Annotated in this window: 24 protein-coding genes; 21 read left to right on the top strand and 3 right to left on the bottom strand. The window is 65.8% G+C overall.

The window, feature by feature from the left end:
• Positions 1 to 380 (top strand): hypothetical protein (locus QZT63_RS09635; protein WP_290650686.1); only part of this gene is annotated, 380 nt, incomplete at its 5' end.
• Positions 381 to 414: 34 nt separating this feature from the next.
• Here the strand turns inward: QZT63_RS09635 and QZT63_RS09630 are convergent.
• The gene (locus QZT63_RS09630) at positions 415 to 729 is read right to left on the bottom strand and encodes a DUF934 domain-containing protein (protein WP_290650692.1); all 315 of its coding nucleotides are present in this window, start codon (positions 727 to 729) and stop codon (positions 415 to 417) included.
• Between the two features lie 117 nt (positions 730 to 846).
• On the opposite strand from QZT63_RS09630, the gene QZT63_RS09625 reads away from it, so the two are divergent.
• The 4 genes from QZT63_RS09625 to QZT63_RS09610 all read left to right on the top strand — a co-directional run bounded on the left by QZT63_RS09625 (position 847) and on the right by QZT63_RS09610 (position 4,801).
• A complete protein-coding gene (locus tag QZT63_RS09625; RefSeq protein ID WP_290650684.1) occupies positions 847 to 1,023 on the top strand; it encodes a CsbD family protein in 177 nt (58 codons plus the stop codon).
• Positions 1,024 to 1,589: 566 nt separating this feature from the next.
• On the top strand, positions 1,590 to 2,147 hold the full coding sequence (locus tag QZT63_RS09620; protein ID WP_290650682.1) for an O-acetyl-ADP-ribose deacetylase: 558 nt from the start codon (positions 1,590 to 1,592) through the stop codon (positions 2,145 to 2,147).
• 544 nt (positions 2,148 to 2,691) lie between these two features.
• The gene (locus QZT63_RS09615) at positions 2,692 to 4,014 is read left to right on the top strand and encodes an FAD-binding oxidoreductase (RefSeq protein WP_290650680.1); all 1,323 of its coding nucleotides are present in this window, start codon (positions 2,692 to 2,694) and stop codon (positions 4,012 to 4,014) included.
• 190 nt (positions 4,015 to 4,204) lie between these two features.
• Complete coding sequence (locus tag QZT63_RS09610; protein WP_290650678.1) at positions 4,205 to 4,801, top strand: GNAT family N-acetyltransferase; 597 nt, start codon at positions 4,205 to 4,207, stop codon at positions 4,799 to 4,801.
• Between the two features lie 125 nt (positions 4,802 to 4,926).
• Here QZT63_RS09610 and QZT63_RS09605 read toward each other — a convergent pair whose 3' ends face one another.
• Complete coding sequence (locus QZT63_RS09605) at positions 4,927 to 5,361, bottom strand: SRPBCC family protein (RefSeq protein ID WP_290650677.1); 435 nt, start codon at positions 5,359 to 5,361, stop codon at positions 4,927 to 4,929.
• 166 nt (positions 5,362 to 5,527) lie between these two features.
• On the opposite strand from QZT63_RS09605, the gene QZT63_RS09600 reads away from it, so the two are divergent.
• The 16 genes from QZT63_RS09600 to QZT63_RS09525 all read left to right on the top strand — a co-directional run bounded on the left by QZT63_RS09600 (position 5,528) and on the right by QZT63_RS09525 (position 21,375).
• Positions 5,528 to 6,481: an MBL fold metallo-hydrolase gene (locus QZT63_RS09600; protein WP_290650675.1), complete on the top strand. Its 954-nt coding sequence runs from the start codon at positions 5,528 to 5,530 to the stop codon at positions 6,479 to 6,481.
• A 181-nt stretch (positions 6,482 to 6,662) separates the two neighbouring features.
• The gene (locus tag QZT63_RS09595; RefSeq protein ID WP_290650690.1) at positions 6,663 to 7,253 is read left to right on the top strand and encodes a hypothetical protein; all 591 of its coding nucleotides are present in this window, start codon (positions 6,663 to 6,665) and stop codon (positions 7,251 to 7,253) included.
• A 197-nt stretch (positions 7,254 to 7,450) separates the two neighbouring features.
• The gene (locus QZT63_RS09590) at positions 7,451 to 7,657 is read left to right on the top strand and encodes a hypothetical protein (protein ID WP_290650673.1); all 207 of its coding nucleotides are present in this window, start codon (positions 7,451 to 7,453) and stop codon (positions 7,655 to 7,657) included.
• 188 nt (positions 7,658 to 7,845) lie between these two features.
• Entirely contained in the window at positions 7,846 to 8,214 is a 369-nt protein-coding gene (locus QZT63_RS09585) for a VOC family protein (protein WP_290650671.1), read from the top strand.
• A 253-nt stretch (positions 8,215 to 8,467) separates the two neighbouring features.
• Positions 8,468 to 9,196 carry an ABC transporter ATP-binding protein gene (locus QZT63_RS09580; RefSeq protein WP_290650669.1) on the top strand — a complete coding sequence of 243 codons (729 nt, stop codon included), beginning with the start codon at positions 8,468 to 8,470 and terminating at the stop codon, positions 9,194 to 9,196.
• Positions 9,197 to 9,593: 397 nt separating this feature from the next.
• The gene (locus tag QZT63_RS09575; protein WP_290650667.1) at positions 9,594 to 10,451 is read left to right on the top strand and encodes a hypothetical protein; all 858 of its coding nucleotides are present in this window, start codon (positions 9,594 to 9,596) and stop codon (positions 10,449 to 10,451) included.
• A 325-nt stretch (positions 10,452 to 10,776) separates the two neighbouring features.
• Complete coding sequence (locus QZT63_RS09570; protein ID WP_290650665.1) at positions 10,777 to 13,140, top strand: ABC transporter permease; 2,364 nt, start codon at positions 10,777 to 10,779, stop codon at positions 13,138 to 13,140.
• Positions 13,141 to 13,145: 5 nt separating this feature from the next.
• Positions 13,146 to 14,339, top strand: coding sequence for an efflux RND transporter periplasmic adaptor subunit (locus QZT63_RS09565; RefSeq protein ID WP_290650663.1), 1,194 nt, complete (start codon positions 13,146 to 13,148; stop codon positions 14,337 to 14,339).
• 179 nt (positions 14,340 to 14,518) lie between these two features.
• On the top strand, positions 14,519 to 15,010 hold the full coding sequence (locus QZT63_RS09560) for a Na+/H+ antiporter subunit E (RefSeq protein ID WP_290650661.1): 492 nt from the start codon (positions 14,519 to 14,521) through the stop codon (positions 15,008 to 15,010).
• Complete coding sequence (locus QZT63_RS09555) at positions 15,007 to 15,264, top strand: monovalent cation/H+ antiporter complex subunit F (RefSeq protein ID WP_290650659.1); 258 nt, start codon at positions 15,007 to 15,009, stop codon at positions 15,262 to 15,264. Before QZT63_RS09560 ends, QZT63_RS09555 begins: the two co-directional genes overlap by 4 nt.
• A gap of 3 nt (positions 15,265 to 15,267) precedes the next feature.
• The gene (locus QZT63_RS09550) at positions 15,268 to 15,564 is read left to right on the top strand and encodes a monovalent cation/H(+) antiporter subunit G (RefSeq protein ID WP_290650657.1); all 297 of its coding nucleotides are present in this window, start codon (positions 15,268 to 15,270) and stop codon (positions 15,562 to 15,564) included.
• A complete protein-coding gene (locus QZT63_RS09545; RefSeq protein WP_290650656.1) occupies positions 15,561 to 16,499 on the top strand; it encodes a hydrogenase subunit MbhD domain-containing protein in 939 nt (312 codons plus the stop codon). Before QZT63_RS09550 ends, QZT63_RS09545 begins: the two co-directional genes overlap by 4 nt.
• A 5-nt stretch (positions 16,500 to 16,504) precedes the next feature.
• A complete protein-coding gene (locus tag QZT63_RS09540; RefSeq protein ID WP_290650688.1) occupies positions 16,505 to 16,798 on the top strand; it encodes a cation:proton antiporter subunit C in 294 nt (97 codons plus the stop codon).
• A complete protein-coding gene (locus QZT63_RS09535; RefSeq protein WP_290650655.1) occupies positions 16,791 to 18,236 on the top strand; it encodes a proton-conducting transporter membrane subunit in 1,446 nt (481 codons plus the stop codon). The genes QZT63_RS09540 and QZT63_RS09535 overlap by 8 nt, the downstream gene beginning before the upstream one ends.
• Positions 18,233 to 19,717: a proton-conducting transporter membrane subunit gene (locus QZT63_RS09530; protein ID WP_290650654.1), complete on the top strand. Its 1,485-nt coding sequence runs from the start codon at positions 18,233 to 18,235 to the stop codon at positions 19,715 to 19,717. The genes QZT63_RS09535 and QZT63_RS09530 overlap by 4 nt, the downstream gene beginning before the upstream one ends.
• The gene (locus QZT63_RS09525) at positions 19,714 to 21,375 is read left to right on the top strand and encodes a complex I subunit 5 family protein (RefSeq protein ID WP_290650653.1); all 1,662 of its coding nucleotides are present in this window, start codon (positions 19,714 to 19,716) and stop codon (positions 21,373 to 21,375) included. The genes QZT63_RS09530 and QZT63_RS09525 overlap by 4 nt, the downstream gene beginning before the upstream one ends.
• Before the next feature lie 38 nt (positions 21,376 to 21,413).
• On the opposite strand, the gene QZT63_RS09520 is transcribed toward QZT63_RS09525, so the two are convergent.
• Positions 21,414 to 21,830, bottom strand: coding sequence for a cytochrome c (locus QZT63_RS09520; RefSeq protein ID WP_290650651.1), 417 nt, complete (start codon positions 21,828 to 21,830; stop codon positions 21,414 to 21,416).
• Positions 21,831 to 22,149 lie beyond the last annotated feature (319 nt).

The raw sequence follows: 22,149 nt of genomic DNA, 5'->3' as shown, positions 1-22,149 counted from the left end.
TTCAGGGGGGCGGTCTCGATCCGGTCGATAAGGACAATGCCGTCCGCAGCATCCTCCCCCAGGACCTCGATCCCGAGGTGGAAACTGCTTACAGCACTCGCATGCTGAGCGAATCCCAGCGGGCGCTATTGGACATGACGTTCATGGACCTGCCGCAGCGCTGGCGGATGCACCTTCCGCCCATGCCGGTGCTCGGAGCGGGTCAGGACTCGGCGTTCTCCGTTGCTGAGGTCGAAGACACGGCGCGTACTTACGGCGCCGATCTCCAGATCTACCCGGAGATGGCGCACGTAATGATGCTGGACACCGACTGGCCGTTACCGGCTCGGGAAATCCGGGACTGGGTGGTCGCACGCAGCGACGAGCTGATGGCAGCGTAGGTGGGCCGGGCCCGCAGTAGCCCGGCGCACGCCATCACGCCGCGGCCGCTGATTGACGTTGACGCCGCCGAAGCTCCAATGGGATGCGTCCCCGCGGATCCACCTGGTAATGGCCTGAAAACTCGCTGAAGGCCTTCAGCGCATCCTCAATGGAGCAGTCTTCCCGGATCTCGAATGCGTTAATGCCGACACGGGCCAGGTAGGCGAGCTGATCCCTAAGAACGTCGCGCACGGCGCGGAGCTCGCCCGGGCAGCCGTGGCGTTTCTGCAACACCCCCGTATGGGAATAACACCGCCCATCCTTACTCCACCAGCAGCGCGGCGCGCTCGGGTTTGCAGGATTGCTTATGTTTGCCGAAGCACAGACGGCAGCCTGTTGTGTGTTCTACTTTGTACGTTGTGAGCGTCGGCTATCGAGCAGGGCGCTCCGGGTCATTGTCGACCCTCTTTAATCAGGAACCACATCATGAACAAAGATCAAGTCAAAGGAAGCGTCGACCAGGCGAAAGGCAAGACCAAGGAGGCCATCGGCAAGGCTGTCGGCAACAAGGATTTGGAAAACAAAGGGAAACTGCAGGATGCCGGCGGCAAAGTCCAGAAAGGCGCCGGTGATGTGAAGGAAAGCATCGACAAATCCTTCTGAAGCGAATCAGCGCCTTACCTCGCCAGTATCTGGGCCATTTTTTGGCGGGTCTTGATCCGGATTCGGGTCTTGACCCGGATTGCCGGGGGCCGGTGTTCGGCGCGGGCGATAGCCTCGTCGCCCACAACCGGGACACCCGCCGAGAAGAAATGCAACGAGCGCAATTCGGCGCGGCCCTGTTTTACCCACTCCGCTGCGCGGAGGTTTTGCCCGGTGCGCAGCTAGTCGCGCGAACCTCGCCACGCTGTGGGATGTTCCCACCAGGAGCGGCTGGAGGCGTACCGCCATTGGAGGTCTATACTCGGGCACAGGGGGTCGGGTTTCCTGCCGCTGATCCCAAATCGGGTTTCGCACCAGGACGCTGTGCCGCCCGCAGATTGCCAAGTGGCGAGCCTTCACCTTGCATCGTATGCCGATACCCTTACCCCAAAAGCGAGAGCGGGGGGAACGACCGATTGGAAGCGGGGGTGACGAGCGGGGCCCAGGGGAGCGATGGCGCTACTTGGCACCGAATACGCACTGCGCCCGCGGCGGTACAGCGCCATATCCATATAGGGAGGATGGCTATGGACACATTGCAGATCGCAGAGACCACCCTGCGCTTGGTGCAGGGCGACATCACCGAGCAGGACGTGGATGCCGTCGTCAACGCCGCCAACTCTACGCTCATGGGCGGAGGCGGGGTGGACGGTGCGATCCACCGCCGTGGCGGACCGGAGATATTGGAGGAGTGCAAAGGGATCCGCCGCTCCGGCTACCCGAACGGGCTGCCTACCGGAGAGGCCGTAGTGACCACTGCAGGGAAGCTGCCAGCACAGAGGGTAATCCACACGGTTGGACCGGTGTGGAAGGACGGCGCGGCGGGAGAGCCCGACCTGCTCGCCCGCGCCTACCGCAACTGCCTCGAGCGGGCGCGGGAGGAGGGACTGCGCACGATCGCCTTCCCTTCGATTAGCACCGGCGTATACGGCTACCCTATCGATCAGGCGGCGCCGCTTGCCCTGTCGATGGTGGCAGGGTACCTGCGCGAACACCCCGGCGCCATCGAAGAGGTGCGTTTCGTCCTCTTCTCCGAAAAGGACCTGAAGCGCTACCGCGAGGCGCTGGAAAACCTCGGTGCGTGAACCCTCGCGGCGGCCACTCCGCGAGTACCCGGGCCATGCGCCCCCACGGGCTATATTGTCCGGTGACAACCCCCAAGTCTCCGCGCCGCGGCGCTGCCCGCTTCCAGCGCGATCCCTAACGCGCTCCGCCGGCATCCGCGGGATTCACGCTCACCTTCACTGCCTGTTCGAGAATGATCAGCATAGGCGGCGCCTCACGCTTACAGGCACCGGCCACGCCCGGTGATGTGCCAAAGGCCCTCTACGCGGCCTGCCGCCCACGTCGCTCTCTACCCGCACCTCGATGGAGGTCATGCACCTTGTCGATCGCCAGAGTCAACCGGGGACGCAGTGGGATAGCATTGGGTCACGGCAGTGCCCTGCATCGGCCAAAGGTGAGCGAAGGGCATAGCGACTGGCCCGTCATTGGATGGCTACACTGCGCGCGGGCCGTGCGTGACTTGCGGACGCATTCAGGGCGTTCGCCCAAACGGGTTTTGGCGGCGGCCGGCGGCCCGCCGGTGAGCAGCCGGCGTGGCGCCGAGACAGTAATCAGGAAGGGCATATGGCGCATGTTCCCGAGCTGGACGAGCCGCGCGAGCCGGGTTCCATCTGGGCCAGGAGCGCCGATCCGTCCTTGCACTGGAGGCCTCTGGTGGGCGATGCGAGTGCGGGCACGGTCGTGGTCGGCGGCGGATTCACCGGGCTCTCGGCGGCGCTGCACCTTGCCGAGCGGGGCGAGGCGGTTGTCGTGCTGGACGCCGCCGAACCGGGGTGGGGTGCCTCGGGTCGCAATGGCGGCCAGGTCATTCCGGGACTGAAGGCAGACCCGCAGGCGCTCGAGGCCTGCTACGGCCCTGAGTGGGGAGCGCGGGTGGTGCGCACCGTCGGCGGCGCGGCGGAGAACTTGTTCGAGCTCGTCGCCCGGTATCAAATCGACTGCCACGCGCGCCAGGCGGGCTGGATACAACCGGCACATTGCGCCGGTGCCATGGTGGCCGTGCGAGGCCGCGCCCAGCAATGGCGCCAGCGCGGTGTTGACGCCCGGCTCCTCGACGGCGACGAGGTGCGGGGCCTGCTGGGGTGTGCTCCGAGTGTCTACGTAGGCGGTTGGCTTGACCCGCGCGGGGGTTCCATCCAGCCGCTGGCGCTGGCCCGCGGGCTCGCACGCGTGGCGGCCGATATGGGGGTCGCGGTCCACGGCCATGCGCGTGCGACGCAACTGCGCCGCGCAGCCGGCTTATGGGAGGTGGCGACGCCCGCCGGCCGCGTGCGGGCGCAAAGGCTGGTGCTGGCGACCAACGGGTACACCGACGGCCTTTGGCCCGGACTTGCCCGGAGCATCGTGCCGGTTTACAGCCAACAGATCGCCACCGCGCCCCTGGCGCCGGCATTGCGCGAGCGTATACTGCCGCACGGCCAGGTGGCCTCGGACACGCGGCGCCTGATGCGCTACTACCGTCTGGATGCCGCGGGCCGGCTGCTCATGGGCGGCCGCGGGCCATTTCGGGAGCGACCGGGCATGGCCGACACGGCCGTGCTGTACAGGGAGGCGTGCCGCTTATTCCCGGGTATCGAGGGTGTTGCGCTTGAGACCACCTGGGCCGGCCGGGTCGCCATGACGGCGGATCATCTGCCCCACCTCCACGTTCTCGCGGACAACGCCTATGCAGCGCTTGGATACAACGGGCGCGGTGTGGCCATGGCGGTCACCATGGGGCGACTGCTCGCGGACCTGGTCACCGGTGCGTCTGTACACACGCTCGATTACCCGACCACGCCACCGCGACCCCTACCGCTGCATGCCCTGCGGCGTCCCGCCATCGCGGCGCTAACGGCGTGGTATCGCCTGCTTGATTACCGGGATGAGCGCCGAGTGCGCGCCTGACGGAGTGGTCGTGGGCGCGTTACCGCCTGGCGTCGCCGCGGCCGGGGACCGGGATGGCGAAGGGCAGCGCGTCTGCCTCGGCGCAGCTCCAGACCCATGGATCGCCATTGTGCGGTCGTCCAAAGGTGCATTTAACGCTATCTTGTTCCCGGAGCCCGCCGGTTTACTGACCTCGCCAGGGAGGCCACCGATGAACAAACTGCGATTCGAACGGCTCTACGGTGCCGGTCTCGAGGACCGGCTGTGGGACATCGCCCGCCTGCGCATGACGGTGTTCCGGGAATGGCCGTACCTGTACGAGGGTGACGCGGCGTATGAACGCCGTTTCCTGCAGATTTATCCTGACTCGCCGCGCTCGTTCGCACTGGCGGTGCTCGACGGTGACGAGGTCGTCGGCGTCACCACCGCCATGCCCCTTGGCGACGAAGACCCGCAGCTCCAGCAGCCGTTCTTCGATGCCGGCCTGGACGTTGGGCGTGTGTTCTACTTCGCCGAGTCAGTACTGCTGCCCGGTTATCGCGGCCGCGGGCTGTACCGGCAATTCTTCCGCGAGCGTGAGGATCACGCGCGCTCGTTCCGCGACTATGAGTACGTAACCTTCTGCGCCGTGCAGCGCCCGGATGATCACCCACTGAAACCCGCCGACTACCAACCGCTTGACCCGGTTTGGCGGCATTTCGGCTTCGAGCCGCGCGGGGATCTGGTTACCGGCTTCCCATGGCGCGATGTGGGCGAGAGCGAGGAAACGACAAAGCCGTTGCTATTCTGGAGCAAGCCGCTGGACTGAACCATGGGAGGGCTGCCCAAAAAACCGGGCCGCTGTGAGGTAGAGCAAGCCGACTTGAGCGGCCACCGATTGCAGTGGAGCGCAGGCCCGGCACTCGCCACGACAGATAGACGAACGGCCCGAGACTATCCCCGGCCGCGCTGCTGCGCCTTGAGCTCCCTCTCCACGTTGCCGATGATGTCCCGGCTCAGCATGCGCAGGAGCGGTTTCGCGGCCACGTTGACGGCCCTTTCGATTTTTCTGCTGTATAGCCGATACTCCAGCGTCAGGTGGATGCGTGTTCCTCCCTCGATGGGAATCAGGCGATAGCACCCCCGCGTGGGGACGCCGGTCACGGAGCGCCAGGCGAATCGCTCCGGCGGACTGAATTCCGTGATCTCGACATCGAAGCGCAGGGGCAAGCCGGCGACGCGGACCAGCCATTCGTAACGGTTATCGCCCAGGCGCACAATGGAATCGATGGCGTCGCTATAGTGGGCGAACTGCTCCACCCGGCCCACGAGCGCGAACACTGCCTCAGGGCTGGCCTCGATGTCGTCTTGGTGCTCGATGACAGGCATAGGCGTCTCGGCAGATGAGAGCACACTGTAGCGATTCCGCCCGGCAAGCGCACGCGGCGGCAACGAGGGCGCATCGGATGCACACGGATGAGTGACCGGGGCGTCTGTGTGTAGAATCGCAGTCAGCTCCCGCGCCGCGGCAGCCGATTACGCGAGGACCGTTTACATGTCCGAACCGAGCATGACCAACTACCCCGCCGGGGTCACCGCCATTGACGCCGAGTTCGCGGGGACGAAACGGCTGGTCGCAAGCCACCTCGTAGTGGATGCCAAGGAGGCCGCCCTGGTTGATGTGGGCAGCAACTTTTCCGTGCCGCTCATTCTCCGGGCCCTTGAAAGAAAAAAAGTGGCCCGAAGCCAGGTACGCTACGTATGCGTCACGCACGTCCACCTGGATCATGCCGGGGGTGCCGGCGAGCTCATGCGTCAGCTACCGGAGGCCACCCTGGTGGTTCACCCGCGCGCGGCGCGACATATGATCGACCCCTCGGGCCTCTATGAGGGCACCAAGGCGATCCACGGCGAACGCGCAATGGCCCGCGATTATGGCGAACTCGTCCCGGTGCCCGAGCCACGGATCGAGGTGGTGAACGAGGGCGACCGACTGCCGCTCGGCACACGCGATCTCCTCTTCCTGGATACGCCCGGTCACGCCAATCACCATTACAGCATCGTGGACACCTCGGCCAATGTGGTGTTCTCAGGGGATACCTTCGGTGTGTCCTATCGTTCACTGGACACCGCCAATGGGGCATTCATCTTCCCCTCCACGTCGCCGGTGCACTTCGATCCGCAAGCGGCACACCGCTCCGTTGAGCGACTGCGTAATCTCGAACCCGATGCCATCTACCTGGCGCATTTCAGTCAGGTGACAGAGATCGACCGGTTGGCTGACGACTTGCATCGCGAACTGGAGGCGTATGTGGATATCGCGCATCGCCATCGGGATGCCGGCGACGCGCAGGCCAACGCGATCGCCAAGGATCTGGTGGGAAGGTTGACCCAGCAGCTTCAAGCGCACGGTAAGGAAATGTCAGAGCAGAAGGTCCAGCAGACGCTGGCCCTGGACCTGCAGATGAATACCCAGGGTTTGCAGGTATGGCTGCAGCGACAGGCGTGACCCCTCTGGCCGCCTCTGGCGCAGCTTGTGCGATGTGCTATATCACTACGTCCGGGAGGCTGCGCATTTCCACTTTCATGGAGGCTTCGAATCGGCATTACAGGACGCGTTTCTCGAGCGGCACGGCGTCTACGACGGGACTCGTATATTTTAGCCGACCGAGCCGGTCGCAAGAGAGCCTATAGAGTCTCTGGATGGCTTCGAAGGAATGGTCATTCGATCATCCGGTACGTTGCAAACCGTCTTGACTGATGCCCGTGCGAGTGCGTCAATGATTCCCGGTGAGGAGCTTTATCAGGCTTTCGCGACCGGTGCAGCCGGATTGGGCCCTTATGAAGTGACGAACGACCACATCAGGCCGTCAATAAGCATCTCGTCCAATGCGAGCGTGATCAACCTGGAAGCGATGGAGCGATTGCCCGCCGATATTCAACGGGTTCTGGTGCAGACGCTCAATGAGCATCTCTGGCGTGTGACCGCCCACGTCGAGATCGCGAAATCGATCGCCCTGCGCCGGCCAACGAAGCGCAAGGGGAGAAGTTCAGGGAACTGCCGGACGATGTCTTGGCAGCGATGGACGAGGCCGGGGCGAGGATATGGCAAGCCCAAGCTCAGAAAGGCGATAAGGCGGCTGGGCCGATCAGTAAAATGGGGGCATTCCTCGAGGAGCTCGGGCATCTTTGAGCGCAATGTGATGCCGCGCCCGCCATCGAAGCCGTCCGGACGGAATACGTGTCGGGCTCGATTCGCCACCGCTGGCGGTTTCCGCTGACACCACCGCCAGCGGTGGCGAATAGGCGACTCGTGCACGCGCGACCGTCCATCCCCGGAAAGCCCGGGGATCCCGACGCCCAGGCGCGGGGAATGACCGTGAACCACCGCAGCTGCGTATTGTCCACGAAACTGCTCATTTCGCTTTTCCGGTATCCGTTATAGACCCGTAAACAGGACAGTCGAGGTACTGACTCAATGGTGAAAGATCTCACACGCAACATTGCCGACCGAAACGCCTGGCCTGACAGCCAACTCCGGTGGCTGTCAGGCCAGATTGATGAGGAACTCGCTCGGCGTGCCGCGAATAACAACAATAAAGAAGACGATCTGGAAGCGCTGGAGCGGCAGCTAACGGCGGAAGCCAGACGCTATCAACGCTCCGGTGGTGTCATTCGCGGATAGCACCACGTGGGCGGCGCTGGTGTGCGTGCGTGGACAACGCTGTGGGCAGACATATCCACGCCGAACCTGCCTGGCATGCGGGGTGCCGCCGGCAGCCACGGCGGCGGGTTGTCAATGGCCTGGCGAGTCCGAAGTACGGCCACGAGCGCCTGCGGGCCCGTGAATGCTGACCGTGGAGACCTGTTTCGATGAAACCACAGTACGCCCCAGGCCGAAATATCGCCATGAAAGTACCCGCGCATGAGTACGAGCAAACGGTCGCTTTTTATCGGGACGCTCTGGGATTGCCGGAATTGGACGACTCCGTGCCCAGCAGCACCGAGTCGTCCCGCTTCGCCTTCGGCGACAAAATACTATGGATTGACCGCGTGCCCGGCCTCAGCCAAGCCGAGCTTTGGCTTGAAGTGGTAACCGACGATGTGGAGCTGGCTGCGAGCCATCTGGAGGCAAGCGGTTGCGCCCGCCGTGATGAGATTGAGCCATTGCCGCCAGGGTTCAGGGGGTTCTGGGTATCCAACCCGGCGAACATCATCCATCTGGTCACCACGCCGGAATAGCCCACCTGTTCCAGTAAAGCGGCTCAATGACAAGGACAGTCAGCCCGCACTGCTGGGGGGGTCCGCATCGACACCCCCTCCGCACATAACGCCCTCGGCGAGCCGAAAGGCTGCAAAGCATGGCATGGGGGCTATCCAGGGATCATAGGGGACGCGCACAACCCTGCGGGCCACCCCCGCGGTTGACCTACGTCAACCGCCCGGACGCAGGAGCTGCTACATTCAGCGGCACGTCACGGCACCGGAACCCCCCATGGCACAATCACAAGCTCACCCGCGCGCAGTCGTCTTCGCCACCGCGGGTCTGACCAAGGTGTACCGCCACGGCGAGGTGGTGATCCACGCCCTGCGGGGCGTGGACCTGGAGCTCTTTGCTGGGGAGCTCACGGTCATGCTTGGCGCCTCCGGGTCGGGCAAGTCCACACTGCTGAATATCCTGGGGGGCCTGGATAGCGCAACGGACGGGCAGGTGCGCTACGGCGATCAGGACCTGGTGCGCGCGGGGGAGAAGGTCCTTACGGCCTTTCGCCGCGATTATGTCGGTTTCGTTTTCCAGTTCTACAATCTGATCTCGAGCCTCACGGCCCGGGAAAACGTGGCCATCGTCACCGACATCAGCCGCAACCCCATGCGGCCTGAGGAGGCGCTCGCCCTTGTCGGGCTGGAGCGGCGCCTGGACCACTTCCCCTCTCAGCTCTCCGGCGGTGAGCAGCAGCGCGTGGCCATCGCCCGCGCCATCGCCAAACGGCCGGCCGTGCTGCTGTGTGACGAACCCACCGGGGCGCTGGACTCCCGTACCGGTGTGCAGGTGCTGGAGGCCATCGAGCATGTCAACCGTGAGCTGGGCACCACCACTGCGGTGATCACCCACAACGTGGTCATCGGCGAGATGGCCGACCGCGTGATCCGGCTCAGCGACGGGCGGGTGTCCCATGTGCATGTGAATGCCCACCGCAAGGCACCCTCGGAGCTCACCTGGTGAGCGCGCCCGGCGTATCCCCCACCGCCAGCTGCCAAGGAGCGCATTGACACTCGCAAAGGCCGTGGGCAGTCCTTGTCGTTGAACGCCCGGCGATGACCTGGGCGGCGGTGCCGACCAACATCGGGTTACAGCACCCTGGCGTCACGGTCCCCCGCGTCGTTGCTTATGGCTTGCCACGCCCGTTCGCACTGGCGCGCTACGCCGTCACACCCGCCAGTCGCCGTCCTGCCACGTGCCCCGCAAAATAGTCCTACGGTGCTGCAAGAGAATCCAAGCGCGGGCAACCGAGAACGGTGAGAATCAATCAGGAGGGCGTCGCGCTGGGGGCTGGCGGCGCATGCCAGCGCGGAGCTGGCCAACGCAAATGGATTTCGGTGTTCTGACCCAAGGAGTCGACATGCGAACGCAACGTATCAGTGTATTCGTCGTTTTGATGGCGTTTTTCATGACAGGTTGTCATAGCGATAGCGAGAATGAGACCGAGGGCGGTTCGTCTACTTTGCTCGTGGATGGAATACAAATCACTGTAGTCGAAATTGAAGATGCTAATGATGGTTTCTTGCATAAGCGAGTGGGGGTAAGCGTCACCGCAAACGGCGGCCAGCCCGCACCCGACGGCACCCTGGTGCGCCTGCGTGTAATCGACTCCATCACGGCGTATGGAAACGATGGTTCCATCAGTGCGGGGAGTAATCAGTTGGTCTCGGAGGATCCGCTTGCGGGAACATTCAACGACCCCATTGTCCGGCAATTCGAACCCCTCTATGCCGATGGCGCCCAGGTGTTGTTTCTCGGTGGCGTTTTCTCGGATCGAGGCCGTGTTGTCTCCGCCGTTACCGGGCCCAATAGTCTGGACGTCGATGCCAGCTATGAGCAGGACCAAGACGGGCTGCGGTATTGGGTGGGGAAATCCCATTACGGCGTCACCGTCCTTGGCCACGACTTCAGCGCCCTCCCAGACGGTGTCGCGAGCACGGAAGGCGGCAAGGCCTCCGTCATCGTGCGTTACCCCCGCTTTGATTGTGTCACTGGCGATGGTGATTGCCTCGACATTGGTGGATATGGGTGCGGGTCCTACGATGCGAGGGGCCTGTTCCAAGCAGACCACGAGCCCTTTACGGATGAGGACAACCCGCACTCCGAGCAGGTCGTGCTGTTCGCCGAGATCTCGAGCAATTTGTCGCCCGAGTCCCCCCGTCACGTTGCGGTGACCCCCGACTTTTGCTTTCGCGAACCTAGTGAAACACCAGAGTAGCGGGCGTTTCAGATGACTGGGCCCGCTCGTTTGGACCCGTCCAGCCTGGGGGTGAGCGAGTGGCAAAGCGCCTCGCCGGCCTCGGGCCAATCGGGTGAGTGCAATCAACGCTTGCTCAGATGCCCGCGGCGCCGATGAACCCTCCTGCTTGAGAGGGCCTCGGCGCCCGCCCGCTTGACCTGCATCAAACCCCCAAGCGCCCGAGCTGCTACATTCCTCCCAGTTGCAGCGGCAGCCCAAGCCCGCCTGTGCAGCGCTTGCCAGGCGCAGCCGCGTGCCGCCCCCTGATCCACCGCCGGCCCGAGCAGGATCCTTGTTACGCGCCATGCGAGCCATCCACAGAAAGCTGCTGCGGGACCTCATCGACCTTAAGGGCCAGGTGGCAGCCATTGCCGTGGTAGTCGCCGCCGGCGTCATGACCTTGATCATTGCGGTGACCACCCTGGATGCCATCAGCTTGACCAAAGACCGTTTCTACCGGGACTACCGCTTCGCCGAGGTCTTCACCGATCTCAAGCGCGCCCCCGACGGTCTCGCAGAGCGGCTCCAAGAGATCACCGGCGTCGACCACGTGGAAACGCGCGTGCTGGCCCCCGTGCGCCTGGAAGTCCCCGGCTTTGCCGACCCCGTGCGCGGGCAGTTGGTCTCCGTTCCCGACGGCCGGCAGCCAGCCCTCAACCGGCTGTTCCTGCGCGAGGGCGGACTGCCGGAGTCCGGCCGCTCCGATCAGGTGGTGATCAGCGAGCCCTTTGCGCAGGCCCACGGCCTGCGCCCCGGAGATCGGCTGACGGCCATCATCCGCGGGCGCCTGGAGGCCGTTACGGTCAGCGGCGTGGCGCTCTCGCCGGAGTTCGTCTATCAGATCGGCCCCGCCGATCTGCTGCCGGACTACGAGCGTTACGGCGTGCTGTGGATGAACCGCCGGGCACTGGCCAACGCCTTCGGCATGGACGGCGCGTTCAACAACGTCGTGCTGACGCTGCAGGCGGAAGCCGACGAGGCCGCGGTAATCGAGAGGCTGGATGCCATACTCGCACGCTACGGCGGGACCGGAGCGCATGGCCGCGACGACCAGTCCTCGCACCGCTTTCTGGCCATGGAGCTCGATCAGCTGCGGGTCATGGCCGTGGTGCTGCCGACGCTGTTTCTCGGCGTGGCGGCCTTCTTGCTGAACGTCCTCATGGGCCGGGTCGTGCGCACCCAACGCCAGCAAGTGGCGGTGCTCAAGGCCTTTGGCTACAGCAACGGCGACTTGGCCGTGCATTACGGTTTGCTCACGGGGCTGATTGTGCTGATTGGCGTCGCCGCCGGTGTGGGGTTCGGCGCCTGGGCGGCGGACGCGCTGGCGGCAGTGTACATGGAGTACTTCCGTTTCCCGGCCATGAGTTTCCGGTTGCAGCCGCCGGTGTTGCTGCTGGCCGTGGTGGTCGCCGCCGGTGCGGCCGCTTTGGGGACCTACCGGGCGGTACGCAGTGCCGTGAAACTGCCTCCGGCCGAGGCCATGCGCCCGCCCGCACCGGAGACCTTCCGGCAGGGGTGGCTGGAGCGCTCGCGGCTGGGCAGTCTATTGGATCAGCCGACGCGCATCATTGTGCGCAACCTGGGACGGCACCGCTTGAAGGCCGGTCTCTCGGTGCTGGGCATCGCCTTATCCGCGGCTTTGTTGCTGCTCGGCAGTTACCAGTTCAACGCCGTGGATCATATGCTCGACACCCAGTACCGTCTGGTACACACAATGGACGTCAACCTGTACTTCTCGGAACCCACGTCAGCCCATGCCGTGGCGGGCCTCCGGCATAAGCCGGGGGTGCACTACGCCGAGGCCTTTCGTAATGTCCCCGTTCGCCTGGCGGCCAATGGCAATGATTACCGCACTGCCATCCTCGGCATGGACGCCGAGCCGCAGCTCCGGCGCTTGATCGACGATCGCCATCAACCCATGCGCCTGCCGCCGGCGGGGTTGGTGCTCACGGACTTCCTGGCGGAGCACCTGGGCGTGCGCCCGGGAGACACCGTGTATGTGGAGGTGATGGAGGGGCACCGGCGCACCTTGGCCGTCGAACTGGCGGCGACGGTCAGCGAGCCGGTGGGTGTCAGCGCGTATATGGAGCGCCGTGCGCTCAATCGCCTGATGCGCGAAGGCACGGCAATTTCCGGTGTGTGGCTGCTGACCGATGGCAGCATGGAACAGCAGCTCTTCGATGCCCTGCGGGATGTGCCGGGGGTCGCTAGCATCGGACTGATCGGCGAGGCGGAAAGCGCAATCCGCGACTATATCGAGGACACGGTGCTGGTCATGATGGGGGTGCTGTTGCTCCTGGCAGGCTCCATTGCTTTTGCCGTGGCTTACAACAACGCGCGGATCGCTTTTGCCGAGCGGGCGCGGGAGCTTGCGACCCTGCGGGTGCTGGGCTACACCCGTGGCGAGGTAAGCTGGATCCTGCTCGGCGAGATCGGTGCGCTCACTCTGGTGGCCATTCCGGTGGGCTGGCTGCTCGGAACCGGGTTTGCCCTGGGGCTCAGCCACGCCATGACCATGGACCTGATGCGCATCCCCTTCGTGATCACCCCCCAGACCTATGCCTTCGCCGCCGGTGGCGTGTTGCTGGCCACAGCGCTCTCTGTGCTGCTGATCGCGCGCCGACTGCGCCGTCTGGACATGGTTTCCGCTTTGAAGACAGTTGAGTAACCCCCATGAGTACGCGCAAGAAGATCATCCTCTCCCTATTCGGCCTGGCGGTCCTCGGCCTGCTGGCGCTCGCCCTTCGGCCCGCGGCTGTGCCAGTCAGCACTGTAACCGTGGAGCGCGGCCACTTCGCCGAGACCGTTGAAGACGAGGGCCGCACCCGATTACCCAATCCACATACGGTCTCGGCCCCGATAGGCGGCTACCTGCGACGCGTGACGCTGGAGCCGGGGGATGCAGTCGACGACGGACAGCTCCTGTTCGAGCTGGAGCCCGCGCCCGCACCGGCGCTGGATGCGCGCTCCCGCAGCCAGGCCCGGGAGACCGTTGCCGCGGCGAGAGCGCGTCTGGAGGCCACGGAGACGGAACTGGAGGCCCGACAAATCCAGTACGAGCTGGCGCGATCCGATTACCAGCGCTATCAGCAGCTGTACGCGGATGACCTGGTGTCCACGGAGGCGATGGAGCGCATCCGCGCGCAGCGTGATGCCAGCCGCACCGCCGAACGCGCAGCTGAGCATGCTGTGGCGGTGGCCCGTTTCGAACTGGAAGCCGCCCGCGCCGTGCTGGAGATCGCCGACGGCGAGCGCGCCCGCGGGGATCAACCGCGGCTTCAGGCAGTCGCGCCCATTGGCGGCGTGATTACCGCACGGCACCGCCACAGCGAAGGGCCGGTGAACGCCGGCGAGCCCATATTGGACGTGGGCGACCTCTCCACCCTGGAGGTGCAGGTGGATCTGTTATCCATGGATGCGGTGCGGGTGCGCCCGGGGATGCGCGTCGTCCTGGAACGCTGGGGTGGTGACGCGGACCTGGAAGGGCGGGTGCGCCGTGTGGAGCCAGGCGGCTTTCTGCGGGTATCCGCCCTGGGGGTGGACGAGCAGCGTGTGCCGGTGCGCGTGGCCATCACCTCAGAGCACGAGCACTGGGCCAATCTCGGTGACGGTTACCGGGTGGAGGCCCGCTTCATTCTGTGGGAGGACGACGACGTGCTCCAGGTGCCCACCAGCGCCTTGTTCCGCAGCGCGGATCAATGGGCCGTGTTTGTGGTCACAGATGGCCGTGCTGAGCGGCGCGAGATAACGCCCGGGCGCCGGAGCGGCTTGAGCACGCAAGTGCGCGACGGGCTGGAGGCAGGCGAGACCGTCGTCACGCATCCGGGAGACCGCGTGGGCGATGGCGTCCGGGTGACGATGGAGTAAATGACCCCCGCTTTGTGCCGTGAGCTGGGGATTCCCCTCGCCTCGGCGGTTGTCTGCAATCCTCATTTACTGGTAAAAACACAGCCCGGTGCGCCCCATGGGTGCCCGAATGGTGAGGCCGTCCGGTGTGAATCGTCCCTGGACTGGAGAGCTCTCCGGATGCTCACGGGGTGTGTGGCGTGGTTGACTGGAGCTATCGGATTCCCTGGGCTATCGCGGTGGCGGCGGCACTGCTAGCACTCTGGGCGTTGCTAAGCGGCGGGACTGGCTGGCTGTACGGTGTTCCGGCAGCGCTGATTGGGGCTGGTATCGGTGCGTGGCTGGCGCCTGGCAGTCTCCATCGGCCCCGGCCTTTCGCCATCCTCCGTTTCATGGGGCTGTTCCTGGTCAATTCGCTGCGCGGCGGCGCTGATGTGGCCTGGCGGGCGCTGCACCCGGCAATGCCGATGGCGCCCACGTGGACGGATTACCCACTGCGGCTGCACACGCCGGCAGGTCGGGCGCTGTTTCTCGTGACGGTCAGCCTCATGCCGGGTACGCTCGCGGCCGACCTGCGCAACGGGACGGTGCGCGTGCATGTGCTCACGCCGGAGATGGCGGCGGGCCTGCCCCAGCTGGAACAGGCCGTCGCCTCGATTTTCGGGGACGAGACCAGGGAGGCCGGCACATGACGGCGTTTCTCACCCTGGCCGCCCTGGTGCTCCTGCTCCTGTTCGCGCTCGGCCTGGTGCGCATGGCCCTGGGGCCCACACGCGCAGACCGCATCCAGGCCGTGCAACTCTCCGGCACCACCACCGTGGGGATCCTACTGCTGCTCTCGGAAGCCCTGGCCATGCCGGCGCTCGTCCATGTGGCGCTGGTTTTCGTCCTGTTCGCCGCCCTCATCGCCGTTGCCTTCGTCCGTCATCCCCGGAGCCAGGAGTAAGCCATGACGCACTGGATGGCCGCCTTGCTCATCACCGCCGGGCTGGTCTTTTTTCTCGCCGGCACTGTGGGCCTGCTGCGCTTCCCGGATGCCTTTACCCGGCTGCACGCCCTCACCAAGGCGGACAACACGGGGCTTGGCCTGCTGGCGGCCGGCGTGGCCGTGCTCGCCCTGACCTGGCAGCTGGTGTTGCTGATTGCCTTGACCTGGCTGCTCGCAGCCATGGCATCGTCCATCGCCTGTCACCTGGTCGCACGCCACGGCCTGCATCACGACAACCACGAGGAGACCCGCGAATGATGGTCTTCGACAGTCTGCTGGCCCTAATCATCGCGGCGTTGGCCTGGCGCTGCGTGACCGTCCGAGATCTGTTCCAGGCGATCGTCACCTTTATTGTCCTCGGACTGATGCTGGCGCTGTCCTGGACGCGACTGGACGCTCCGGACCTGGCCCTGGCCGAGGCCGGCATCGGCGCCGGGCTGCTGGGCGTGCTGCTGCTGAGCACCTGGCGGGTGGTGCGTGACGCCGGGCCGGACCAAGGTGAGGGTCCGCCCCCCTCGCCCTGGGTACGCACGGCGGCGGCGGTTGGCAGCATTGCATTGGGGACGGCCTTCGCAGTGGTGCTCCACACCGTGGAGGTGGACAGTGATCGCGCCGGCGGCCTGGCCCTGGAATCCCTGGGCGAAGCCGGTGTGGAGCAGCCGGTGACCGCGGTGCTGCTTAACTTCCGCTCCTACGACACACTGCTCGAATTGGGCGTATTGCTCATGGCGCTCATTGGCGCGGTGCTGCTGCGTTCGCCGCTCATTCACCGGCCGGCAGCGGAGGACACCGGCACGGAGTCGCCCCTGTTGCCCGTGCTGGTCACGGTGTTCACGCCGCTGGTCCTGCTGATGGGTACGTTCCTGGTCTGGGCCGGCGCCCACAGCCCGGGTGGGGCCTTCCAGGGCGGCGCGGTGTTGGCCGGTGCCGGCGTCATGCTGGTACTGGGTGGTCGCCTGGGCGGCGACGCGCAGGTTTCGTTGCTCCTGCGCGCGCTGCTGATCCTGGGCGTGTCGGTGTTCACCGTCATCGGGCTGCTGTTGATGCCGCTGGAAGGGGCCTTCATGGCTTACCCGGAAGGGCTGGTGTACCCGTTGATGGTGACCATCGAGTTCAGTCTGGCCTTGTCCATCGGGCTGACCCTGTTGCTCCTGTTCACCGGAACCAACGGCCTCAGGGGGGCGCCGGCTTGAGCATCATGCCCGAACCCTTTGCCCTTGCCGCCGCCGCACTCATCGCCGTGGGCTTCTACGGCTTTATCACGCAGCAGCACCCGCTGCGACGCCTGCTGGCCATTAACATCTTCGGCAACGGCGTGTTCATGACCCTCATTCTGGTGGCGTACTGGCTTCCGGGCGACGCCGATCCGGTGCCCCACGCCATGGTGCTCACGGGGATCGTCATCGCGGTGAGCGCCACGGCGTTCGGCCTGGCGCTGATCCGCCGCCGCATCCTGGACGCCAATCGCAAGCAAGACCACGGCGATGACTGAGTTCCTCCCCGTGCTCGCTGTCTTCATTCCGCTGCTGGGCGGCGTGCTGCAGTTCCTGATGGGACCCCGTGCCGTACCCGTCTGGCCGATGGTGGTCAGTGGCGCCACGACGGTCTGCGCCCTGGCCCTGGTCGGGAGCGTGACGAACCAGGGCGACATCCAGCACATGCTGGGCGGCTGGGAGGCACCGTTGGGGATCCCTCTGCGCGTGGATGGGCTTGCCGCGGTCATGCTGCTGCTCAACAACGTCGTCGGCGGCCTGGTCTCGCTTTACGCGCTGGGGGCCCACGGACGCTCCGGAGCGGTGAACTCCCATTTCTGGGCCCTGTGGCTGCTGCTGTGGGGGTCCCTCAATGCCCTGTTCGTCTCCGGGGACCTGTTCAACCTCTACGTAGCCCTGGAACTGGTGTCCCTGTCCGCGATACCGCTGGTGCTCGTCGCCGGCCCGCGCAAGACGGTGGCGGCGGCGCTCAATTACCTGCACTTCGCCCTGTTCGGCTCGCTGGTTTACCTGGCCGGCGTCGGCCTGACCTACGCCGTGGCCGGCAGCCTGGACCTGACACTGATCGCCGGCCCGCTGGCCGAGGGCGGGCCAGCCGGACACATGGCGGCGGCTTGTCTCATCGTCGGCGTCCTGATCAAGGCGGCCATCGTGCCGTTCCACATCTGGCTGCCCGCAGCCCATGGCAACGCCCCGGCCGCGGTCAGCGCCGTGCTCTCGGCGCTGGTGGTGAAATCCTGCATGTATCTCCTGTTGCGCCTTTGGACCGAACCCCTGGCGGGGATAACAGTGGACGCGGCCGCACAACTCCTCGGCATTATCGGCGCCGCGGCCATCGGTTACGGGTCTGTGCAGGCCTTCCGGCAGGAGCGGCTGAAGCTGGTGGTCGCCTATTCCACAGTGGCGCAACTCGGCTACATGCTGCTGTTCTTCCCCATGGCCGTGGCCACGGCCTGGGAGGGCGCCGTCTATCACGGCGTAGCGCACGGGGTCGCCAAGGCGGCGTTGTTCCTCGCGGCCGGCAACGTCTTGCTGTACGTCGGCCATGACCGGCTGCGGGAACTGCGGGGTTTGGACCGTCCCCTGGCGCTCAGCGTGTTCGCCTTCGCGCTGGCGGGGGTCAGTATCATGGGGCTGCCACCGAGCGGCGGCTTCATTGCGAAGTGGCTGCTGCTAAGCGCCGCGCTGGAGACGGGGCAATGGTGGTGGGCGCTGGTGCTCATTGTCGGCGGCTTCCTGGCCGCTGCTTACATCTTCCGCGTGCTCCGCTACGCGTTCCTGAATGCGCCTGGCCCCACGATTGAAATCGAGGGGCCGGTGCCGCCACGGCTGATGTCCTGGACGGCCCTGCTCCTGGGTGTACTGTCCATCGTCCTGGGGTTCACCACGGCGCCGATTCTGGGGCTACTCGGCGGACTCCCGGGGGCTGCGCCATGAGCACGCTCTACCAGGCCATGCCGCTGTGGGTGCTGCTGATATCGCTGGTCACCGCAGTGGCGGTCTTCATCGCGGGCGAGAAATGGCAGCGGCTTCGCACCGCCTTCAACCTCTCCGGGGCTGTGCTCAAGCTGGTCCTCGTGGCCATCATGCTCTGGGGCGTGGACCTCGGCCACACCTTCGTGGTGCACCTGCCGCTGCTCCCGGGCCTGAACCTGGTCCTGCAGGCGGACGCGCTGGCGCTTTTATTCATGAGCCTCTCAGCGGTGCTCTGGCTGGTGACCACAGTCTATGCCATCGCCTATCTTGAGCGCGCGCCCGATCGCGCCCGTTTCTTCGGCTTTTTCAGCCTCTGCGTCACCGCCACCATGGGCATCGCCATGGCCGGCAACCTGTTCACCTTCTTCGTGTTCTACGAACTGCTCACCCTTGCCACATGGCCGCTGGTGATACACCGGGGCACCGACAAGGTCATGGTCGCAGGCCGCACGTATCTGCACTACACCCTGGGTGGCGGCGCCGTTTTTCTGTTGGGCATTGTGCTGCTCTATCACCTGGCCGGCCCCACCGATTTCGTCGCCGGTGGCGAGCTGCTGCACCTGGGCGAGGACCATGCGGGTGCGCTCACGGCCATCTTCGTGCTGCTGATCATCGGTGTGGGCGTGAAGGCCGCCATCGTGCCGCTGCACGGTTGGCTGCCCACGGCCATGGTGGCGCCGGCACCGGTGAGCGCGCTACTGCACGCCGTCGCGGTAGTCAAGGCGGGGGCATTCGGAATCGTCCGGGTGGTGCACGACGTCTACGGGGTGGAGCTTGTGCAGCAACTCCACCTGGGCACGGCGCTGGCGGTCGTCGCATCCATCACCATCATCTACGGCTCGCTGCGTGCTATCTGGCAGACGGACTTAAAGCGCAGGCTGGCATTTTCCACGGTCAGCCAGGTTTCCTACGTCGCGTTGGGCGTGGCCATGGGGAGCCCGCTCGCGACGATCGGCGGGCTGGTGCATCTGGTCCACCAGGGGCTGATGAAGATCACGCTGTTCTTCTGCGCCGGCGCCTACGCGGAGACCTACGGCATCCACGCCATCCGCGAGCTCGACGGCATCGGCCGGCGCATGCCCTGGACCACCGCCATGTTCACCCTGGGGGCGTTTGGTATGATCGGCGTGCCGCCGCTGGCGGGGTTCATCAGCAAGTGGTACCTGGGGCTTGGCGCCGTGGATGCGCATCAGTACTGGGTCATCCCGGTGCTCCTGGGTAGCACCGTGCTCAACGCCATCTACTTTCTGCCGCTGCTGCACCGGGCCTGGTTCCGGCCGCTTGCCATCACGGACAAGGACCGTGGCGAGGCGCACCCCGGTCTGCTCTGGCCCACGGTGTTCACCGGGCTGTCGGCGATGGGTGTCGGGCTGCTGGCTGCGTTCGCCTGGAGCCCCCTGGGCTGGGTGGAACTGATCGTGGTGCGGGAGTACGGGCTATGAACGCACTGCTGGCATTATTGCCGTTGCTCCCCGGCGTTCTGGCGATTCTTGCCCTTGCCGGGCGCATCGCCGCCCGCGGGGTCACCGTGGGAGTGCTAGTGACAGCGCTGCTGGCGATCCTGGTGGCGGCGCTGAACCCTGGCCCCCTGGAACTGCCCTGGCTGCTGCTTGACACGACACTGGCCACCGACGCAACCGGCGCGCCTTTGCTGGTTGCTGCTGCGCTGCTTTGGGTAGCGGCGGCCACCAGCGCACGGTCACTGTTCGCCGGCGACGGCGGTGCGCTGTTCGCGAGCTGCTTCCTGTTCACCTTCGCCGGCAATCTGGGCGTGCTGATCGCCCAGGACGTGGCGGCGTTTTACCTGTTCTTCGCCGTCATGACCTTCGCCGCCTATGGGCTGGTGATCCACGACCGCACCCGCGAGGCCGTGCGCGCCGGGCGCATCTACCTGGTGCTGGCCGTCGCCGGCGAGTGCCTGTTGCTAAGCGGGTTTTTCCTGCTGGCCGCCGAAGCGGGCAACCCAGTGGCCGCGGACATGGACCGGGTGTATGCGGACCTGGAGCGCGCGGGGCTGGTTGGTGGGTTGTTCCTGGCCGGGTTCGCGGTAAAGATGGGGCTGATTCCAGTCCACGTCTGGCTGCCCCTGGCCCACCCCACGGCGCCGGTGCCCGCGAGCGCCGTGCTCTCGGGGATCATCGTCAAGGGCGGGCTGCTGGGTTGGCTGCGATTTCTGCCAGAGGCCGAGCCGGCACTCGCCGCCGCTGGCGACACGCTTGCCGCGGTAGGCCTCGCGAGCGCTTTCCTCGCGGCCCTGGTGGGCTGTTTCCAGAAAAGGGCCAAGACTGTCCTGGCCTATTCCACCATCAGCCAAATGGGCCTGCTGGCGGTACCCGTGGGACTGTTGATCGCCGGCCGGGGCGAGGCGCCGGTGCTGCTTGCAGTGATCGCGGTCTTCGCGACCCATCACGCGCTGGCCAAAGGGGCGCTGTTCCTGGCAATGGACCACATCAAGGCCGGTGGGCGCGCCATGGCGATGGTAATGGTGCTGCCGGCCCTGGCGATCGCCGGAGCGCCCGTGACCTCGGGCCTCGTCGCCAAGGCTGCGGTGAAGTCGGCCGTCCCCGATCCCCTGCCGTTGCTGATCACCTTCACGAGCGTGACCACGACCCTGCTGCTGGCGCGCTTTCTGGTGCTTGCCTGGCCAAGTGGAGCCAAAAACGCCGGCGCAATCGCGCGTGTGGCGATCGCGGCCTGGCTGCTGGTGATTGCGGCCGGGCAGCTCTTGCCCTGGACCCTCGCCGGGCCTGCGGGCCGGGCCTACGCGTTTCAGGCAGGCGCCCTGTGGGATGCGGTGTGGCCGCTGGCACTCGGTATCGGTGGCGCCGTACTTGCCGCGAGGATGCTGCGCCCGTGGCGAGTGCTGCCGGAGGGCGATATCGTTGTCCCCGTCGAACGGGGCGTGATCGGGGCTTACGCCGCCGCGGTCCGTGCTGCCACCGCGCTGTCGGCGCGTAGGCCCGCGCTACCGCAGGACATCCCCTGGCGCCAATTGGCTGGACGTCTACTGCCGCACAGGGAGCCGGATATCCCCTGGGTTGGGGTGCAGATGCTGGTTCTGGTACTGCTCCTGTCCGTGATCTACTTGCTGGCAGGCTGAGGCCTGACCCATCGGGGCAGGCCTGCCGGCGTTGAAGGTCAATCATCCGAGCCATCGGCGGGGCCGTGCCCGGCCTGGCCGTGTTCGTCGTACTCGAGCCACGCCTCGTGGATCGCGTCGCTCCATTGGGACTGGAACCAGGCAATGACCGCGTCGATCTCCGCCTCATCCAGCCTCTCCCCGAACGCCGGCATGTTGTTCCAGCCGTCGTGGATGACCATGCGCAGCTCGTGGAGCGGGTGGTGCCAGGCGTGCGCCGTGCCGTCCAGCGGCGGCGGCGGCATGTGGCCGGCTTCGTCGCGCTGGCGCCAATCGTCCGATCCCTGGGCTTGAGCTCCGTGGCAGACAGCACACTCGGCCTGAAAGACACCTTCACCGATCTGCACCTGTTCGTCGGTATACCACCGCAGCGGCTCCGGGTCGCTACAGGCGCCAAGCAACAGCGCTGCAAGCACGACGCTTGCAACACGGCGCCATCCTGGCGCGCCGTGTGGTGCCCCAGCGCATTGCCGTGCGCCACTCCCCGGCACCCAGTAAGTGCGCGTGTTGGCCGTGCTCACATTGGCAACCTCACTAGTGTCCTGTAACCGAAATTCGTTATCTTTTGAGCTGCCTGTCCGGCCGTGGAGCAAGGCGCGGCTCGCAGCCAATGACCGTCGCCCTTGGCAAGAGGCGCAACACCGCTGCGCGGCCGGACAGGCGCTCCCGGAGGGCTTGCCGGTGCGCCTCCGAGGCGGTGTTGCCGGTCCTCGCCGTAGGGCCCGCTACGCCTTC

This window comes from Aquisalimonas sp. (genome assembly GCF_007120195.1).
GTDB lineage: Bacteria > Pseudomonadota > Gammaproteobacteria > Nitrococcales > Aquisalimonadaceae > Aquisalimonas.
This window is presented reverse-complemented; position numbering and strand designations above follow the sequence as displayed.

Bases quoted from the DNA above. Each gene is read 5' to 3' on its own strand.
- QZT63_RS09565 (WP_290650663.1), top strand. From the start codon at position 13,146: ATGAGTACGCGCAAGAAGATCATCCTCTCCCTATTCGGCCTGGCGGTC.
- QZT63_RS09605 (WP_290650677.1), bottom strand. From the start codon at position 5,361: ATGCCTGTCATCGAGCACCAAGACGACATCGAGGCCAGCCCTGAGGCA.
- QZT63_RS09575 (WP_290650667.1), top strand. From the start codon at position 9,594: ATGCGAACGCAACGTATCAGTGTATTCGTCGTTTTGATGGCGTTTTTC.
- QZT63_RS09525 (WP_290650653.1), top strand. From the start codon at position 19,714: ATGAACGCACTGCTGGCATTATTGCCGTTGCTCCCCGGCGTTCTGGCG.
- QZT63_RS09600 (WP_290650675.1), top strand. From the start codon at position 5,528: ATGTCCGAACCGAGCATGACCAACTACCCCGCCGGGGTCACCGCCATT.
- QZT63_RS09615 (WP_290650680.1), top strand. From the start codon at position 2,692: ATGGCGCATGTTCCCGAGCTGGACGAGCCGCGCGAGCCGGGTTCCATC.
- QZT63_RS09580 (WP_290650669.1), top strand. From the start codon at position 8,468: ATGGCACAATCACAAGCTCACCCGCGCGCAGTCGTCTTCGCCACCGCG.
- QZT63_RS09540 (WP_290650688.1), top strand. From the start codon at position 16,505: ATGCCCGAACCCTTTGCCCTTGCCGCCGCCGCACTCATCGCCGTGGGC.
- QZT63_RS09585 (WP_290650671.1), top strand. From the start codon at position 7,846: ATGAAACCACAGTACGCCCCAGGCCGAAATATCGCCATGAAAGTACCC.
- QZT63_RS09570 (WP_290650665.1), top strand. From the start codon at position 10,777: ATGCGAGCCATCCACAGAAAGCTGCTGCGGGACCTCATCGACCTTAAG.
- QZT63_RS09550 (WP_290650657.1), top strand. From the start codon at position 15,268: ATGACGCACTGGATGGCCGCCTTGCTCATCACCGCCGGGCTGGTCTTT.
- QZT63_RS09620 (WP_290650682.1), top strand. From the start codon at position 1,590: ATGGACACATTGCAGATCGCAGAGACCACCCTGCGCTTGGTGCAGGGC.
- QZT63_RS09535 (WP_290650655.1), top strand. From the start codon at position 16,791: ATGACTGAGTTCCTCCCCGTGCTCGCTGTCTTCATTCCGCTGCTGGGC.
- QZT63_RS09590 (WP_290650673.1), top strand. From the start codon at position 7,451: ATGGTGAAAGATCTCACACGCAACATTGCCGACCGAAACGCCTGGCCT.
- QZT63_RS09610 (WP_290650678.1), top strand. From the start codon at position 4,205: ATGAACAAACTGCGATTCGAACGGCTCTACGGTGCCGGTCTCGAGGAC.
- QZT63_RS09545 (WP_290650656.1), top strand. From the start codon at position 15,561: ATGATGGTCTTCGACAGTCTGCTGGCCCTAATCATCGCGGCGTTGGCC.
- QZT63_RS09555 (WP_290650659.1), top strand. From the start codon at position 15,007: ATGACGGCGTTTCTCACCCTGGCCGCCCTGGTGCTCCTGCTCCTGTTC.
- QZT63_RS09625 (WP_290650684.1), top strand. From the start codon at position 847: ATGAACAAAGATCAAGTCAAAGGAAGCGTCGACCAGGCGAAAGGCAAG.
- QZT63_RS09530 (WP_290650654.1), top strand. From the start codon at position 18,233: ATGAGCACGCTCTACCAGGCCATGCCGCTGTGGGTGCTGCTGATATCG.